Annotated in this window: 14 protein-coding genes; 1 reads left to right on the top strand and 13 read right to left on the bottom strand. The window is 47.3% G+C overall.

The genetic code is table 11. The features are described 5' to 3' along the window. Positions 1–79: 79 nt before the first annotated feature. The 6 genes from HXT58_RS00830 to HXT58_RS00805 form a co-directional block, all read right to left on the bottom strand. Positions 80–1,318: a pyridoxal phosphate-dependent aminotransferase gene (locus HXT58_RS00830; RefSeq protein ID WP_415706129.1), complete on the bottom strand. Its 1,239-nt coding sequence runs from the start codon at positions 1,316–1,318 to the stop codon at positions 80–82. Between the two features lie 102 nt (positions 1,319–1,420). Next, positions 1,421–2,566: a glutamate 5-kinase gene (proB, locus tag HXT58_RS00825; protein ID WP_174163575.1), complete on the bottom strand. Its 1,146-nt coding sequence runs from the start codon at positions 2,564–2,566 to the stop codon at positions 1,421–1,423. A gap of 25 nt (positions 2,567–2,591) precedes the next feature. Further along, positions 2,592–4,274: a GTPase ObgE gene (gene obgE, locus HXT58_RS00820; protein ID WP_004118573.1), complete on the bottom strand. Its 1,683-nt coding sequence runs from the start codon at positions 4,272–4,274 to the stop codon at positions 2,592–2,594. Positions 4,275–4,421: 147 nt separating this feature from the next. Then, positions 4,422–4,673, bottom strand: coding sequence for a 50S ribosomal protein L27 (gene rpmA / locus HXT58_RS00815; protein WP_004106248.1), 252 nt, complete (start codon positions 4,671–4,673; stop codon positions 4,422–4,424). A 33-nt stretch (positions 4,674–4,706) separates the two neighbouring features. Continuing rightward, entirely contained in the window at positions 4,707–5,015 is a 309-nt protein-coding gene (gene rplU / locus HXT58_RS00810; protein ID WP_415706127.1) for a 50S ribosomal protein L21, read from the bottom strand. A 186-nt stretch (positions 5,016–5,201) separates the two neighbouring features. Continuing rightward, positions 5,202–8,477 carry an Rne/Rng family ribonuclease gene (locus HXT58_RS00805; RefSeq protein WP_415706125.1) on the bottom strand — a complete coding sequence of 1,092 codons (3,276 nt, stop codon included), beginning with the start codon at positions 8,475–8,477 and terminating at the stop codon, positions 5,202–5,204. 394 nt (positions 8,478–8,871) lie between these two features. On the opposite strand from HXT58_RS00805, the gene HXT58_RS00800 reads away from it, so the two are divergent. Beyond that, positions 8,872–9,813, top strand: coding sequence for an AEC family transporter (locus tag HXT58_RS00800; protein ID WP_004106240.1), 942 nt, complete (start codon positions 8,872–8,874; stop codon positions 9,811–9,813). Between the two features lie 221 nt (positions 9,814–10,034). On the opposite strand, the gene HXT58_RS00795 is transcribed toward HXT58_RS00800, so the two are convergent. The 7 genes from HXT58_RS00795 to HXT58_RS00765 all read right to left on the bottom strand — a co-directional run bounded on the left by HXT58_RS00795 (position 10,035) and on the right by HXT58_RS00765 (position 18,386). Beyond that, entirely contained in the window at positions 10,035–11,474 is a 1,440-nt protein-coding gene (locus HXT58_RS00795) for a Maf family nucleotide pyrophosphatase (protein WP_415706124.1), read from the bottom strand. Positions 11,475–11,507: 33 nt separating this feature from the next. Continuing rightward, the gene (gene thrB / locus HXT58_RS00790; RefSeq protein WP_415706122.1) at positions 11,508–12,584 is read right to left on the bottom strand and encodes a homoserine kinase; all 1,077 of its coding nucleotides are present in this window, start codon (positions 12,582–12,584) and stop codon (positions 11,508–11,510) included. An 18-nt stretch (positions 12,585–12,602) separates the two neighbouring features. After that, entirely contained in the window at positions 12,603–13,994 is a 1,392-nt protein-coding gene (locus tag HXT58_RS00785) for a homoserine dehydrogenase (RefSeq protein WP_415706120.1), read from the bottom strand. A 61-nt stretch (positions 13,995–14,055) separates the two neighbouring features. Next, positions 14,056–15,048, bottom strand: coding sequence for a CPBP family intramembrane glutamic endopeptidase (locus HXT58_RS00780; RefSeq protein WP_004118563.1), 993 nt, complete (start codon positions 15,046–15,048; stop codon positions 14,056–14,058). A gap of 101 nt (positions 15,049–15,149) precedes the next feature. After that, positions 15,150–16,292: a D-alanine--D-alanine ligase family protein gene (locus tag HXT58_RS00775; RefSeq protein WP_415706118.1), complete on the bottom strand. Its 1,143-nt coding sequence runs from the start codon at positions 16,290–16,292 to the stop codon at positions 15,150–15,152. Between the two features lie 72 nt (positions 16,293–16,364). Continuing rightward, positions 16,365–17,360 carry an NAD(P)H-dependent glycerol-3-phosphate dehydrogenase gene (locus HXT58_RS00770; protein WP_004118560.1) on the bottom strand — a complete coding sequence of 332 codons (996 nt, stop codon included), beginning with the start codon at positions 17,358–17,360 and terminating at the stop codon, positions 16,365–16,367. A 141-nt stretch (positions 17,361–17,501) separates the two neighbouring features. Further along, a complete protein-coding gene (locus HXT58_RS00765) occupies positions 17,502–18,386 on the bottom strand; it encodes a lysophospholipid acyltransferase family protein (protein WP_064340516.1) in 885 nt (294 codons plus the stop codon).

Genomic DNA, 18,386 nt, shown 5'->3' with positions numbered 1-18,386 from the left:
ATTTCGTTATATCATCGCACAAAAGCGAGTGTCGCATTTTGCATGGCAAGCAAGTTCTTATTTTGCAATAAATACTTGCTTAAGCTTCAACCCACTTCTTCATGCGACGCATGCCCTCAGCAAGCTGGTCGTCAGCAAGAGCGCAAGAGAATCGCAAATATCCAGGAGCACCAAAAGCCTCTCCTGGAACCGCAGCAACATGCGCTTCGTCAAGCAACATTTCAGCAAATCGAGAAGAAGTATGCGGCACTTCGCTATGCTCCCCGAGCGGACGCTCAAGCAGCGCCTCAACGTTAGCAAACGCGTAAAAAGCGCCATGAGGAAGAGGGCAAGTAACGCCGTCAATATTGTTCAACGCTTCCACAATCGCTTTGCGTCGAGCGTCAAAAGCCCCACGCATAGTGGCAACCACGTCTAGCGAACCGCCGACTGCAGCAATTGCTGCACGCTGCGAAATATTAGAAACATTAGAAGTCATATGGCTTTGAAGCTTAATTGCAGCTTTAGCAACATCTTCTGGTGCCACCATCCAGCCAACACGCCAGCCAGGCATGGCGTAAGTTTTCGCAACACCATTCAAAATCAGCAGCTGCTCGCGAATTTCCGGCACCTCTACGCCAATATACGAAGTCGAAATGCCGTCGTAATGCAGGTGCTCGTAAATCTCGTCAGAAATAACCCAAATATGGTGTTTTACAGCCCACTCGCCGATTGCGCGTATAGTTTGCGCGCTCCAAATAGCGCCTGTAGGATTCGAAGGCGAAGTTACGATAATTGCGCGCGTGCGTGAAGTACGAGCTGCCTCAATCGCCTCAATATCTGGTTCAAAACCGCAATCTGCACCTGCCAAAACTGGCACAGGCACGCCGCCTGCAAGCTTCACAGCCTCCGGATAACTCGTCCAATATGGAGCTGGAATAATAACTTCGTCGCCATCATTTAAGAGAATTTGGCAAGCCTCATACACAGCTTGCTTTCCGCCGTTTGTAACTACGACTTGTTTTGGGGAAACTTCGTAGCCGGAATCTCGCTGCACTTTGCTCGCAATCGCCTCCCTAAGCTCCGGTAAACCTGCCGTAGCAGTATAACGATAGTTGCGCGGGTCTTTACACGCTTGTGTTGCAGCATCAACAATATAAGAGGGAGTAGGAAAATCTGGCTCGCCTGCGCCAAAGCTTACAACGTCAATGCCGTCAGCTTTCATAGCTTTTGCCTTGCCGTCTACTGCCAAAGTTGCACTCGGAGCGACCCGGTTAATACGCTCGCTTAATACGCGCCAATTTTCTGAGGATGAAGTTTCTGCAATATTCTCTGCCATGATTTACAGTGTAACCTTAAGCCGCGAAACGAGCGAAACAAGCGAAACTGTCGAAAACACAAAACCATTTGGTGAAATCGACAAAACACGAACCACTAGTAATCACACAAGCACGAGATTGTCGCGGTGCACAACCGGATGCGCATACTGACGGCCGAGTGATTCTTCAAGCTCATCGCTCGTACGCCCCATAATCTCCGGAATTTCCTCCGCGTCAAAAGCAACCAAACCCTTAGCCAAATGGTTACCCTGCTCATCGTCAATCCACACAGGATCCGTCGCCGAAAACTCGCCACGCACGCCAACAATACCAGCCGCAAGCAAGCTCGCGCGACCTCCGCGAACCGCCTTCGCAGCACCATTATCAACCACCAAAACTCCGTGCGGATGCGAAGCAAAACCAATCCAAAGTCGCCTTGAAGAATCGCGCGTATGCACCGGCGCAAACACAGTACCAACAGCATCTCCAGCCAGTGCCGGACCGGCATTTCCAGCGCAAGTTAGCACAGTTGGAATTCCCGAAACTGCAGCAACATGCGCAGCTTCCATCTTCGTCACCATACCACCGGTACCTACGCCCGAAACACTTGCGCCAACTTTCACTTCTTCAATCGCGCGCGTCACATCTGGCACAAAACTCACACGCTTAGCACCCGGTTCACTAGGCGGCGCAGTATAGAGAGAATCCACATCCGTAAGCAACACAAGAGCTTCCGCTCGCACAATATTTGCTACAAGAGCTGCAAGACGGTCGTTGTCACCAAATCGAATTTCGTTGCTAGAAAGTGCATCATTTTCGTTTACTATTGGGATTACGCCAAGCTCAAGCAAACGTAGCATTGTGCGTTGCGCATTGCGGTAGCGCGACGGCGAAATAGTAACGTCCGCCGTAAGAAGCATTTGCCCGACTCTGAAACCAAATTGCGAAAATGCTGCTTCGTATTGAGCCATAAGCAATCCTTGGCCAACTGAAGCCGTTGCCTGCTGAGTTGGCACATCTTTAGGACGCTCATTAAAGCCGAGCAAACCAAATCCAGCTGCAATTGCGCCAGAAGACACAAGCACAATGCGAGCACCTTGCATTTGCGCGTGACTTATTGCAGCCACAAGAGCGCGCAACTTTTGCACATCCAGCTGCCCGGACGCGCTCGTAAGTGAGCTTGAGCCAACTTTTACAACGATTGTACGCGCCTCACGAATTGAACACCGAACCCCATCTTCGGTAAGCTCAATTTCTGGATTATTCATAAGATTCCCCTTGACCTTGATTTTTCTAGTTTTTCTGCTCTTCTCCACGACCAAACAAGCTATTTTCATCATGGCGATCGTCATCCACAGAAGGATCTGCCCAGTGACCCGACTTTCGCTCAGCCATCATCGCGTCTCGAACTGCGCTCTTTGCATCCATCATGCTGTGATAATCTCGTCTACGCTCAGCATTCGTACGCCTTGCTCCGCGAGGATCGTTCGCTTCGATTCGCAAATCCTTACCACGCGCACCCAAGTTAGCGCCGTCCAATCCTTCTGCACCGGCAGCAATACTTGGATCCCAATCGAAACAAACCATATGATTCCCAGTGCCAATACGAATTTCGTCTCCTGGACGCGCGCCCTTCTTGCGCAATTCATCCTCAACACCAAGCTTTGCTAAGCGATCTGCCAAATAACCAACGGCTTCGTCGTTGTCAAAATTCGTTTGTACAACCCAGCGCTCAGGTTTTGCGCCAGTAACAGTGAACCAAAAATCACCATTCCTGTCTTCTTCGCGCTTAATTTCAAAGTCTGCACTATTTCCACGTCCATCATCGCGGCGACGACGCAAAGCTGAAGTCTGCTGCTCAAGCGGCTGGATGACAACACGCTCTTCTTCTCGTGCTGCTTCCTCGGCAGCGAGCTTCTCGCGCATCTTTTCAACCAATCGTCCAAGCGCAAAACCAAGCTCTTTCAAGCCCTCGTGAGACGCGGTAGAAATCTCAAATACAGTCAATCCCATTTTCTCAAATTCACCGCGTACAAAATCAGCCAATTCTTTAGCTTCAGGCACATCGACTTTATTTAGCACAATAATGCGCGGACGCTCTGGAATTGGAATCGCACCCAACGGAAGCTCAAGTTTATCAGCGTATTGCGCAAGCTCATGCTCAAGAGCGTGGTAATCGCTAATTGGATCGCGATTTGGCTCCAGCGTTGCGCAATCAATTACATGCGCAATAATCTCTGTGCGCTCAATATGACGCAAAAACTCAAGACCTAAGCCTTTTCCTTCGGAAGCTCCTGGAATTAAGCCTGGAACGTCTGCAATTGTGTAGCGATAGTTGCCGAAGCTTACAACGCCTAGGTTTGGCACCAAAGTAGTAAACGGGTAATCAGCAATTTTCGGCTTAGCTGCACTAATTGAGGCAACTAAGCTTGATTTTCCTGCAGAAGGGAATCCAACTAAAGCTACGTCTGCGATAGACTTGAGTTCCAAAATTACGTCGCGTTCTTCGCCAGGCTCGCCTAAAAGCGCGAATCCTGGGGCACGACGAGTTTTGTTTGCGAGTGCTGCGTTGCCAAGACCGCCGGCACCCCCCTGCGCCACAACGAATTTGTCTCCAACATGTTGCAAATCCGCCAAAACTTCGCCAGGTCGCTTTTGAGAGCCTGCGGCACCGCGTGCTGTAAAAACAACAGTTCCAACAGGCACTGGAAGCACTAAGTCTGCACCTTTTGAACCGTCTTTAGTGTCACCTAAGCCCATCGTACCGTTTTCTGCAGTGCGGTGAGGCATGAAGCGGTAGTCAAGTAAGCTGTTTGCGTTGCGATCAGCTACAAAAATAACGGAACCGCCGTCACCGCCATTACCGCCATTTGGGCCTGCTAATGGTTTGTACTTTTCGCGACGAACTCCGGCAGATCCGTTTCCACCATCTCCGCCTTTTACATGCACTGTTACGCGGTCTACAAAATCACTCATACTGCTACCTTACTCGAAGCTAAACACCTAAATTCTTGGGAACATGCGAGAACAAAAAAGCCGCACCGAACTGGGTGCGGCTTAAACGTTTTATCGCCGAGTTATTATCGTCGACTTATTGTTGAAGCGCTTTGGCTTAGCTAAAATTCAGGCGGTAACAACGTCAACAACCTTGCGGTCGCGACGGATACCGAACTTCACATTGCCGTCCACCAAAGCGTACAGCGTGTGATCCTTGCCCAAAGCAACATTCTGACCTGCGTGGAACTTAGTGCCGCGCTGACGAACGATAATGTTGCCAGCCACTACAGCTTCACCGCCAAACTTCTTAACACCAAGATATTGCGCTTGTGAGTCGCGACCGTTGCGCGAGCTAGACGCACCCTTCTTATGTGCCATCTCACTGTCCTTTCAGGTTTATAACACCGTCAATCAGGCGATGGCCGTGATCTTGACGAGAGTCAACTTCTGACGATGACCCTTGCGACGAGCCACACCAGTCTTGTTCTTATACTTCATAATGCTAATCTTTGGACCTTTGGCTTCGTCATTCAAGACTTCTGCCTTCACCGTGATCTTAGCAAGATCCTTGGCGCTTAAGATCACCTTAGCACCGTCAACAACGAGCGCGACCGGGAATTCCACGGTATCGCCCTTCTTTGCATCGAGACGGTTCACGAGAATGGCGTCGCCAACCTCGACCTTCTCTTGATGGCCACCGGCCTTCACAATCGCGTACATAATTCGTTCCTTAGCTCAATTGAAAGCTTACTTTTGCCTTGCGCACAGCAAAACGCGCGCGGCAAGACACCGACTATCAAAAATACACCTACCCATGTACTAACGTCAAGTCGCTAGATTCATGAGTCAATGCAGACAATATTCAATATTGTACTCAAGGCATATACTTAGTCACTATTCAGAGGCTCAATCATCATTTTCTGCAGTTTCTTGCGTAGTTTCCTGCGTAGCATCTTGCGTAGGTTGCTCCGAAGTATACCCAGCAATCTCTTGCGTAGTATCCTCTAAATTATTTTCAATTAATTCTTCAGAAGTTTTATCAGCTTCACTAGTTTCCGCAACTTCACTAGTTTCAGCAGTTTCGCCAGCATCCGCAGTTTCGCCAGTTTCCGCAGTTTCGCCAGTTTCATCCGCCTTAGAAGATACAGACTCTTTGTCAGAATTCAAAAAATTGCTATACTGCGTTTCTTCTTCAGATTTATGAGCTGCGTCAGTAATTACAGATGCGGCAGCTATACGCGCTAACTTAGCTCTCACTTCCGCGCTAGAACCCTGCTGCTTAACAGGAGCAGGCTGTTCCGTTGCGCTTCCGTGACCATACTTGTTTGTTTTAACAAAAGGATCTCCGCCCTTAAGCGCGTAAGGATCCGCATATTCCGAAGAAACAGTAGGCTCATCGTGCAAAATAAATCCACGTCCCTTGCACGTTGGACACTCTTCAGAGAACGCTTCAACTAAGCCTTGGCCAACGCGTTTACGCGTCATTTGCACAAGACCAAGAGACGTAACTTCAGCAACCTGATGCTTCGTGCGATCCCTAGCCAAGCATTCCAAAAGCCTACGCAAAACCAAATCGCGGTTCGCTGGCATAACCATATCGACATAATCGATCATAACCATGCCACCAATATCGCGCAAACGAAGCTGGCGCGCAATCTCTTCAGAAGCCTCCAAATTACAACGAGTAACCGTTTCTTCCAAAGACTTACCACGCCCAATAAATCGTCCAGTATTCACATCGATCGTAGTCATTGCTTCCGTACGATCAATCACGATAGAGCCGCCAGCTGGCAAATAAACCTGACGCTCCATGCCCTTACGAAGCTGACTATCAATCTGCCACTTATCGAAAACGTCTTTGCCTTCATGCTCAGCAGGATCCCAATATTCAACCTTGCTGCGCAAATCTGGAGCCATCATCTCAAGATATTCATCAATTCGCTGACGCACTCCCTCGCCTTCCACAATAAGCTTTTGGAAGTCATCGTTGAAAATATCGCGCACAACACGAATTGCCACATCAGGCTCACCCTGTAACAACTTAGGACGCTTTCCATGCAAGTATTCTTCGCGCTTAGCTTCAATGCGCTCCCACTGCTTAACGAGCGAATCTAAATCTTTTTCAATCGACTCCTCGCTTGCACCGTCAGCAGCAGTACGAATAATAACACCCATATCTTTTGGCGCAATCTTCGACACAATAGCGCGCAAACGCGAGCGCTCTCGATCTGAAAGCTTGCGGCTTACACCTGTCATACCGCCAGATGGCACAAGCACTAAGAAACGCCCTGCAAGAGTTACTTGCGAAGTCAATCGAGCACCCTTATGTCCAATTGGATCCTTAGTAACCTGTACAAGCACAGGATCGCCAGACTTAAACGCAAGCTCAATTCTACGAGGTTGACCTTCAAGACGAGCCATATCCCAATTAACTTCGCCTGCATAAAGCACGCCATTCCTGGCCTGACCAATATCTACGAATGCAGCTTCCATGCTTGGAAGTACGTTTTGAATGCGCCCAAGATAAATATTTCCAACAGTAGCAACTTCTTGAATATCAGAAACGTAATGTTCTACAAGAATATTGTCTTCAATAACGGAAATTTGCGTGTGGCGATCGCGCTCACGAACAACCATTAATCGTTCAACATTTTCGCGACGAGCAAGGAAATCTTGCTCCATAAGAAGGTTTTGACGGCTACGCTCACGCCTATTATCTCTACGGCGTTGGCGCTTTGCTTCAAGTCGCGTAGAGCCTTCAATATCCGTAATTTCGTCTATATACTGCTGCTTGCGCGAGCGGCGAGAAGTCAAGTCGTCTTCGTTTGCATTAGTGTAGTCGGATGACTCTTCCTGAGAAGGTGCGGAATTCGTGTCATCGGAGGATTTAGAACGGCGGCGGCGACGACGGCGCGTATAAAGAGTTTCTTCCTCATCTTGCTCACGAAGTTCTTCTGGATCTGGAATTAAATCGCGATCTTCTTGAGAGACTTCATCTAGACTTGTGCGTTTTGTGCGAGAATTCACGTCATCGTCAAGATCATTTGAAATATCGATGTCTAAATCGCGACTTCCGTTGCGGCTTTCATTTCGATCAGTGCGAGAGCTACGACGGCGACGACGGCGACGCGTAATCATTATTTCATCGTCATCGTTGCTATTATTCGCATTATAATCGTCGTTTGTACCTCTGTTATCGCCTTCGTCACTGCTATTACGGCTATCTCTGTTATCTCTGCTATTGCTACCGCCTCTGCTGTCTACTGCACCGTTTTCATTTCGAGCGTCATCATCATTAGAGATGTTATTCGACATATTGCGACGATTAGAACGCCTATTTGAAGCATTTTCCGCAGATAAAATATCGCTAACATCAAGAGTTTCATCGATGCGCGTATCAATGGGAGCATAAACAATATTGTCGTATGCAAGATCCTCTTCAATTTGCTCAACTTCAGCTGCAGCACGTCGCTCAACAGCATTCAATCTGCGAGAACGGCGAGAACGCTGGCTTTTGCGAGTTTTTTCATCGCGATCATCTTGCGAATCCTGAAAATTCTTAGCGTACTCAGAATCTTGAGAATACATAGAATGACTTGTTTCACGCGATGTTTCACGACTATTCCCTCTGCCACTATCACGCTTTATTTCGCTTGAATTCTCGCGTCTTTCAGAACGAGACTTGCGTTCGCTACTATCACGACTATCACGAGAATCACGGCTATTGCGTCCACCGCGCCTTCCGCGAGAAATATCACGTAAATCATCGCGCAAATCATCATTCAAGCCATCACGCGAGTTGTCACGCAAGTCATTACGCGAACTGCTGCTTTCCTCGCTACGATCGTTCACTACCTTAGGAAGAACTGGCTCCTGGAATAGGAGCGAAGTTATTGGGCGCGATTTAACAACATGCGGCTCAGAATTCTTCGCACTAGAATCCTCAACTTTTAGTTCCATTGCTTCTCCAGCCGCACCGGCACCACGAGTAACTCGTCGACCGCGACGACGACGCGTAACGCCAGAGCTTTGCTGCAAAGTATCACCGGCAGCTATATTACTTTCCGCAAAATCTGTAGATTGCATTATTCCGGACATTTCCGCAGAAGTAGCGGTTTTAGACACAGTTCTACTATTTTCAGCTTCAGATTCATTGAAGCGTTCTCTTATTATTCTGGGCACTATGCTCCTCACGAGACGCTGCATCGCCTCGCATCCCTGGCTTTAAGTTGAGCACGCACGTGCGCGAGCCACCCCAAAGCTCTCTACAAAGTCTAGCTGCGCGACAGCGGACGCCAGCCTCGGAAAACGCTCACGAGGGGATCGACGCCATCGATTGCCTGGCGGCTTGCAGTGCCACCGCTCTCTAGTATGCCATATTGCCGAGTCAAATATATGACTCGTTGAATATTAAAATTTGCATCGCTGTTTTTAAGCCAATTAGCAGTTACTAAAAATTCCAATAATTTCAAACTTATCCATAGCGCACATAAAAGTTGCGTATCTCTCCTATAGTTACAGCATAGGTTCGCACGCATGCAATTTGCGTGCAATTAACGAATTTTGGAGGCAAGAAATGGGCTTAATCAGCGCAATGCAAGGCTTTTGCGTAATTGGCATTGTTATTGCTGCAGGCTACGTTACTGCTCGCATGCGCGTTGGCGGTTCACAGGCTCAAATGGTCCTAAATCGCGTAAGTTTTTTCGTTTCCAGCCCTTGCTTAATGTTTGCAATACTTTCTAAAGAGCCTATTTTTGAGATTTTTCACTCTTCGATTTTTGTTGCATTCTTTTCTGCGATGATTGTTGGAGTTGCGTTCGTTCTGCTTAATCGCTTTTGCTTCCATCTTCCTGCAGCTGACTGCACTATAGGTGCTCTCAATTCTCTTTATTTAAATTCAAACAATATTGGCTTGCCGGTTGCGACTTATATTTTGGGAAATCCTGCGCTTGTTGCTCCGATTTTAGTTATGCAACAGGCTGTATTTACTCCTGTTGGTTTGACTGTTCTCGACATTACAACTACTGGGAAATGTTCGCTTAAGCGCATCGCTCAGCAGCCTTTAAAACAACCACTTTTAATTGGTTCGCTTGGGGGAATTATTATTTCTGCAATTTCCGCAAAAGTTGGCTACTTCCCTGTTCCTAATTTTCTTTACGATCCAATTAAGATGATTGGCGATTCTGCAGTTCCAATGATTTTAATGGCTTTTGGAATGTCGCTTTACGGCAGCAAGCCTTTGCAAAAAGATTCTAATCGCGCTGCTATTGCCACGGTTGCTGTGTTAAAAAATCTTATTATGCCTGCAATTGCGTTTTTGCTAGCTTATTTTGTGATGGGTTTCCGCGGGGCGACTTTGTATGCGTGCGTTGTGTTAGCTGCTCTTCCAACTGGTCAAAACGTTTACAATTATGCTGCGCGCTACAACGTCGGCTTAAGTTTTGCGCGCGACGGCATACTGTTTTCTACTGTCACTAGCCCAATTTGCATAGCCGTAATTGCCGCAATTTTGGGATGATTTCGTGCGCAGTTTATGCCGCCTACGCGCGCAATGCTGCGCTCAGGCAGGTCGGAGCGCACACAAAACACAACCCAGTTTCTAAAACCCAACCACACAAACCTGCCCTGCCTTCGTCAATCGAGACGAAGGCAGACCTCGCTTGCGTTGAAAGCACACCGTGCTTTCAACCCTAAGCAAGCTCGGCGCTCCGAGTTGCTTTAGCGCGCGCTGTGCTGCGCTCAAGCATGTCGGAGCGCTAACTCATCAAGGCGCGCACGGAAAGACGGCCAATCCGTGCGCATTGCCGTAAGCAACTTCAGCTTAGGCACGTCGTCAATTGGCACCCACTTAATTTCCATACTCTCGTCGTCGTGCGCGCAAGGATCCACACTATGCTCCGGCTTTTCAAACGCAAAAACCGTTGTATAACACCAGTTTCCGTGATCCTCGCGGTAAGCTCCAACAACTTCAATATCTCCCGAAGTAATATTTGCTTCCTCGAAAGACTCACGCAATGCGCCCTCAATCGCGCTTTCTCCATCGGAAATTGCGCCACCAGGGATGCCCCAAGTGCCACCTTCAGCGCTCCAAAGCGCGCGATGTTGCATCACAACGTGCGTCACGCGACCAGTTTCGACATCTCGCCTAGCAAGCAGAACTCCAGCAGCACCGTTATGACCCCAATGCCTGCGACCACAATCGCAATGCACCCAGCCATCTCCCGGCTGATGCACATTTTCTTTAGGCACCTCCGTGGAAGTCGGATCATTCTTTTCGCCAACTTCTTCCAAGCTTTCCTTATTCCACAAATCCGGCCAAGCGTATCCAAGCTCTGCAACCATTTGTCTCAGCAGCGGCAAGCTGATTCCAAGAACACCGTGAGGATCTCCATTAATGCTTTCAATAAAAGCTCCGCCAAAACCTTCTAGTGTAAAGGATCCTGCAACTTCTAGAGGTTCACCAGTTGCTACATACGCGCGAATTTCCGCGTCACTCATTTGCGCAAAAGTTACGCTTGCATGACTTGTTTTGCAAATAGTTTTGCCGGTTTTTGCGTCGATTAAGCAGTGGCCAGTCCACAATTGTCCTGTTTTTCCGCTCATCTGCTTGATTCTCTCAAATGCCACTTCAGGAGTATGCGGCTTTCCGTAGCACTCACCATCGAGTAAGAACATGGAATCGCAGCCAACAATCAGCACACCGCTACAATCATGAGAAGATTTATTTGTATATGCAAAATCGTGAATATCGAAAGTTTTTGTAGGAACAGTAACGCCTGAAAAATCGCGAGTTTGCGCCGTATCTACGTTATGCGTTACGTCTGATTGCGAATCGCTTGCTAAAGCATTACCAGCAGATTTCGCAGTTTCTGCAAGTTCAGAAGATTCAGTTTCAGCTTCCAGCGGATACCCCACAACTAAATCGCCACTAGCCGAAGCAGCCGTATCCGCCACACGTTTCCACGCATGGTACACAGCTTGAGCTTTTGCGCGAGCCAAAATAGAAACTCGCTGCTCAGCACTCAACTGCTCAACGCTTGCACCTCGATCACTAGCGGCATCACGCAAAGCTGCCGGCTCATCCACTTCGCTTACGTGAATTACCGGAATCACGCCAGCCGCCGCCAAAACCGCTCTACGCGAAGGAGACTGCGAGGCTAAAATCAACGAAACTGTCATACCTTACCCTTCCCTTTTACAACTTCACACAACTTATTCGCGAGTTATTGCAACGCCAGTAGAATCAACCGACACGTGAAGTACCCGCCAGCCAGTACGCGAAAGCCACGGCTCAGCAATTGCGTCGATTTTTTGAGCTGCACTCTTGTTATACTCGGCATCTCCTGCATAAAATACAGCAACGCACGATCCTGCTCCCGAAATCGCTGCCGCAAAACCATGCTCGCGCAACGTCTCCACCAGCTTCCACGAATCTTTCATAAGATTTGCACGATACGTTTGATGAAGAGCATCTTGAGTTGCTGCAAAAAGTAGCGCATTTCGCGAAATATCAGATTTTACTGTGCCTAATTTATTTTCAGAATCGCTATTTAACTCACCAAAAGCAACCGGGAGCATTGCAGCTCGCGACACATTAAATATTGCGTCACCATACGGCACTTTTGCTGGAAGCGCGCGTCTAGCAAGCTCTGTAGAAAGCTCGAAATCAGGAACGAATACCGACACAGAAATATCTTGCGAAACTTTGTATCGCACAGTATGAAAACCGGTAGAAAGCGGAGCTTCGCAATCTCCAGCCACGCGCACAGAACCTTTGCCTTCCCCAGCATCAAGCTTCCAGCTCATCGTCAAACCGCCAAAAACTGCAGGAGCAACATTGTCTGGATGACCTTCAATTGCGGCCGCTATTTCGAAAATTGCTTCACGATTAAGCTCACCTTCGTGCGCAAAAGCCCAAGCAGCAGCAACAGCAGCAACAATCGCTTCTGCAGAAGAGCCCATACCGCGCGCTTGCGGAATCCGATTATGCGCTTCTAACGTAAATCGCAAGTTTGGCAGACCAAATATTTTGCAAGCTTTGCGAAAAGTCGCTACAACTAGATGCGTTTCATCTTTTGGAAGCGTATCCTCGCCTTCGCCGTGAATAATTAGGCGCACGTTTCCAGCATAATCGAGCGAATCAAGCGAATTTTTAGAACGATTATCATCCAGAGTAAAAACTAAAGAATCCGCATAATCAAGCGCAATACCGGCTGTATCAAACCCAGAACCAAGATTTGCGCTAGTTGCTGGCACGCGCACGGAAACACTGTTACATACTGGCTTCATACGATCACCTGCAGCTTTTCACTTTATAACGCGCAAAACTAGCGGCTTTCCGCACACAACGTCCAACTTCTGCAAATCCTCGCAAATAACTTGAACCGCAGCTTCCGAACATTCGCTCACAAGCACGCGCACACTGCCAGGCCCACCAAGACCGCACTGTGGGCAATCCGAATCACCTTCAGCCTGCGCATATTGCGCTTCACAAGTCGAAGCCAAACGCTCAGCTGCAACGCCATGATCTGCAAAAACATCCATAACTTCGCTGCACAAAGTCAAAGAAGTATCTTCCATATTGCAACGAATCACAAAATCTGCTCTAGTCTGCTCGCTAGAGGCCGGCACATACTTGTTGTACATTGGCACGCCAAAACCTGCGCATCCACGCACAAGATTTCGAGCAGCACTAACAACATCTCCCACAACAGCACTTGCAGTTGGAGCGCCGCCGGCACCGCGTCCGTAGAACATCAAATCATCTGCAGCCTGCGCCTTCACAAACACAGCATTAAAACTGCCATGAACCGACGCCAAAGGGTGATCCGCGCCAACAAGCGCCGGATACACACTAACGCTTACTCCGCCATCTGTGCTTACTCCGCCATCTGAATTTGATTCGCCGTCGCAATGCCTTTCAACTGCTGCAAGTAGCTTAATTACACGCTTTTCCGCGCTCGCTGCAGCAATATCTTCAGAGTCAATCGCGCTAATTCCTTCAACAGAAACATCGTCAATACTTACCGGCATTTGGAATGCGAGAGTTGCAAGAATCGCAGCTTTATTTGCAGCATCGAAACCTTCAACATCTCCGGTCGGATCCGCCTCAGCATAACCCTTTTCTTGAGCTGCGCGTAAAGCCGAGTCAAAATCAAGTCCGCGCACAGTCATTTCGTCAAGAATATAGTTGGTAGTTCCGTTTACAATCCCGAAAATTTGCGTAATTTCGTCGCCAATAAGTGACTCTCGAAGCGGTCGAACAATAGGAATCGCTCCTGCTACAGCCGCCTCAAAGTACAAGTCAACTCCGTGACTTTCTGCACACTCGTATAATTCCGGACCAAACTTTGCAAGCAACGCTTTATTTGCAGTAACAACAGATTTTCCATGGCATAGCGCACTTTTTACAAAAGTATGAGCCGGCTCAAGTCCGCCAATAAGCTCGATTACAATATCAACGTCTTCTCGGGTGCACAAAGAGGCAGTGTCTGTAGTTAGCAAATCACGCTTAATCCAAGGAGCATCAACTTCTTCTGGATGCAGGCACGCAACTCCTGCAAGCCCAATATTTGCGCCAATTCTAGCCGCAAGTTCATCACTCTGCTCAACTATAAGTCGCGCTGTTTGCGAACCGACTGTTCCGGCACCAAGCAATCCAACGCGAATAGTTTTATTGGCTAATTTTTTGCTTAACATATAACTCGCCTCCTTAAGTCATGAATTTTGAATTTTTGTTTTTCGTTACGAAAAATAGCAGTTACGAAAAAAGCATCATCACATTAAGAATCACAGAAATAATCAAAAACGCAATTACACCTACGGTTCCATAAAGTGATTTCAAATTATTTTCCTTAGGCAATTCCAAAGGCGCATCAAAGAAAACTAAATATCGGCGGCTACGAGCAAGTAACACTATTCCAACTACAAGCACTGCAAACACAAATATGCTATATAATCCAGCTAGCACAAATCCAGAAGGCAAATCCATTAACTCTTTATTTGATAATTTGTCAATTTCTATAACATTCCCGTTTGCATCTGTCATCTGTTTTAGTAACCATAAAGCAACAACGCTTCCTTGGAAGTTCACAATCATGTGAAGAAATATGCTGTAACGCAATTTAGAAGTTCGCACGTACATGTACCCAAGAATAAGCCCAAGCCCGAAAGCGTAGAAAAATTGGAATATATTCATGTGGAATAATGCAAAAGCTAAAGCAGAGAACACAATTGCTTTCTTTTCGCCATACACACGCAATCGAGAAAGTATTTGCTTTCTAAAAAACCATTCTTCCATAATAGGAGCAAGAATCACTACGAACACAAACGTTTCCCACATATTTCCAGACACAATAGTCTCTGAAATACGATTTTCTGCTTTACCGTCTGTAATAATTGAAGCTAATGTTGTACCAATTAAGTTTCCTCCATACATAACTGGCACACTAACTGCGTAGAATCCCAAAAATTGACGCAAAGACATAGAAAATTCACGCGACGCAAGAGTTGGTACTGCTCGCATAATCAGCATTGCAATAGGAAGCGCTATTAAATATTGAGCAATGTCAGACACTAATATTGTTGCAATAGATTTTTCTAAAAATTCTTTAGGCAAAAAATACGGAAAGCACATACCTAATGCATATGCAGCAGCAATCCACACAACCATGAACATGCATAATGACATTCCAATAGTTCCCTGCCGCTTTCGCGCCAACAAATATGTGTCGTCATGTTGTATCTCTTGCATACTCATTCCTTTTGTTATTCTTTACGCTTTATTGTGATTTTTCGCTTTTTATTGAATTCGTATTAAGTTTGCGCTACTTGCGCCACCCGCACTATTCACACTTACTTAAGCACACCCTCAATAAGCTTCGTAATTAAATCGCCATAGCTTATTCCGGTTGCTTCCCAAGCTTTTGGATACATGGAGATTGGCGTAAACCCAGGCATTGTATTGATTTCGTTGATCATCACATGACCTTCAGGAGTCACGAACGAATCAACACGGCTTAATCCTCTACCGTCTGCTGCTTTGAATGCTGCGAGCGCTGTTTTACGCACGAGCTCCAAAGTTTCCGCAGGAAGATCTGCTGGAACTTCCACGTGCGAAGCCGCGGAATCCATGTATTTGCTGTCAAAATCGTAGAACTGATCTTCGCCAGCCTGACGCTTGTCTAACACAATTTCACCTGGCAAGCTTACTTTCGGCTCCTCGCCATCGCGAGCTGCAAGAACCGCACACTCGATTTCTCGCGCGTTAATTCCTTGCTCTACTAGCACTCGCCAATCGTGCTTCGAAGCTTCAAAAACGGCTTGTGCTAAAGCCTCAGCATCATGCGATTCCACTTTTGTTACGCCAAAACTAGATCCTGCACGGCTTGGTTTTACAAAAAGCGGATACTCGAGTTTTGCTGCCTCAACTTGCGCAAGCATTTCGTTTGCGTACGCAGCAAAGCGATTTGTCGAGTCACTTGCAAATTTTCTAGCATCCAACGCAATTCCCGGAGCGACATCAATTCCAGCAGCCTTAAACAGTTGCTTCGCGTAATACTTATCCATGCATGCAGCCGAAGCCAATACTCCGCAACCGACGTACGGCACTTGCATCATTTCTAGCAAACCTTGCAAAGTGCCATCTTCACCGTTTGGTCCGTGAAGAACTGGGAAAACAGCGTCGATATGACCTAAACTTTCAAGCGTGTCGTCCGCTTTTCGCACCAAGAATCCGTCTGCACCCTTTGCAGGGTCAAGCACAACATCACGCGTTCCAGCGGTTTTTGTGATTACTGGCAACTCGCCTTCTTCCATGTGGAAGTTACGAGGATCTTCACCACCAACAATCCATTCGCCTTGTTTTGTGATTGCGATCCGCACAATGTCAAAACGATTTTCGTCGACAGCACTGAGCACTCCAGCAGCAGATATGCAAGAAATCGAATGTTCGTCTGCCTTACCGCCATACAAGAACACTACACGCTTTTTCGTCATTTTTTTCCTTTATATATTTTTGAATTATTCTAATTATTTTGGATTAGTTTTGATTATTTTCGCAAACGCTACTTACTCTTCGCAAATATCGTCGTCGAAAAGCATTGCGAGCATTTCTTGGCAGGAAATTCCTTCTTCAAGCACGCGAGCCATTGCACTTGCAAGCGGAGTTGCAACACCCAAACGCTTGCCCATTGCAACTACTGCACTTGTGGTTGGCACGCCTTCTGCAACACCATTGCTTACGGCAGTTGCTTCTTCAACGCTCATGCCTTTTCCAAGATTTGCACCGAAAGTATAGTTGCGGCTTAGAGGAGATCCACAAGTTGCAACTAAATCACCAAAGCCAGCAAGACCTGCAAAAGTGCGCGAATCTGCACCTTCTGCTACGCCCAATGCCGTCAATTCTGCCAAACCGCGCGTTTCAATCATAGCCGCCGTGTTTTCGCCATATCCTGCGCCTCGGGCCATACCAACTGCGAGCGCAACCACGTTTTTAAGCGAGCCACACATTTCTACGCCGATTACGTCTGTTGACACAAATGCTTTAAAGTAGCTGTTTGAGCATGCTTTTGCAACTACTTCTGCCTGAGATTTTTCTGCGCAAGCAACTACTGCTGCAGCCGGGTGGCGAGATGCAACTTCCTTGCTCAAGTTTGGTCCGGAAAGTGCAGCAAAACGGTTACGCGGTAAGTTCAAAGCTTCGCACACAACTTCATCCATACGTTTGCCGGTTGTGCGCTCAATGCCTTTCATAAGCGAAACAACGATCGCATTTTGTGGAATCAAACCCACAAAACCTTCCAACGCAACGCGAGCAAACTGTGCCGCAATCGCCACGACTACAATATCCGCATTCGCAACAGCCTCTGCTCGATCCCCAGTTGCAGTCATGTTTTCTGGAAGTTTTTCTACGCTAGGCAGACGCACGCCATTATGATGATGATCGCGAATTCCTTCAACAATTTCCGGCTCTATTGCCCACATTGTCACTTGATTTCCTGCATCCGCAAGTACTTGTCCAAACGCAGTTCCCCAAGCACCAGCACCCAACACCGTAACGTTCATGTTTTACGTCCTGCCTTTCGGTTGTGAGTTTTATAAGCTACTGTATAGCTATTTATTTGTAATCACACTATTACATAATTCTACACATGCCGCTTTACGGGATTTTTAAAAGATACTTTATTTTATTCTTCTGTATATTTTTTATTCTTCCGTAACGCGTTTCATCTGCCTGTAATCGAAGTATCCTGCAGGAGATTTTTCTCCACGAATTTCTTCCATAATCTGCGTCATACGCACACGCACGCGACGAGCCAACTCTTCAGCAGATTCAAGAGGAGGTAGCTCTCCCCAATTTTCACTCCCCTTTAGCAAGTCAGCATAATCGAGTTGGGTATCGTAGCACATTACAACATTTTTCTTTGGCCATGGCCACCAGTGGTTAATGCTTGCTGCGCCCCATGTAACCGCGCAAAATAGCGGAATCTGATGTCCGAGTCTGCGCGATGCTTCGAGAGCAATTATACCAATTCCGGGCTTCATGCTCATAGGCCATTTTTTAGGATCGCGCGTAACTGTTCCTTCAGGCCATACACTTAAAGGTCTGCCATTGGTGAGGATTTTAATAGATTCTTCTTCTATTTCTCGCGCTTTTCCGCTTCTGCGAGGAACCGGCTGCATGCCTACAAGTTGGAACCATTTGCCTAAGATTGGCCAGTGAGCGAGTTCCGCTTTTGCCATGTAGCGCGGACGACGACCTTGGTGGAATAGTGCAGTCATAGGTATGAAAACGTCAAACATCGTCACGTGTGTGCAAGCTGTAATAAACACGCCTTCTTCTGGCACGTTTTCCAATCCCCACGCCTTTACTTTGCAGCGCGAACGCAATACGCGCGACGTTCCTTCGAGCAGTCTTTCGGCGGCTTTAGGATTTTGCGCGTCAATTTCTACCTGATTTGGCTTGCGTTTTCCTGTCGGATAGTAATACGTTGGGTCAACTAAATTGTGTTTACTTGCTAAAAGCTTTACTTGCTCATCACTGAGTGGTTTTACTGCACTTCTTGGCGAAGGTTTTCCTTTTGATACCAT

This window comes from Gardnerella sp. KA01000 (assembly GCF_049244035.1).
GTDB classification, from domain to species: Bacteria; Actinomycetota; Actinomycetes; order Actinomycetales; family Bifidobacteriaceae; genus Bifidobacterium; species Bifidobacterium leopoldii.
This window is presented reverse-complemented; position numbering and strand designations above follow the sequence as displayed.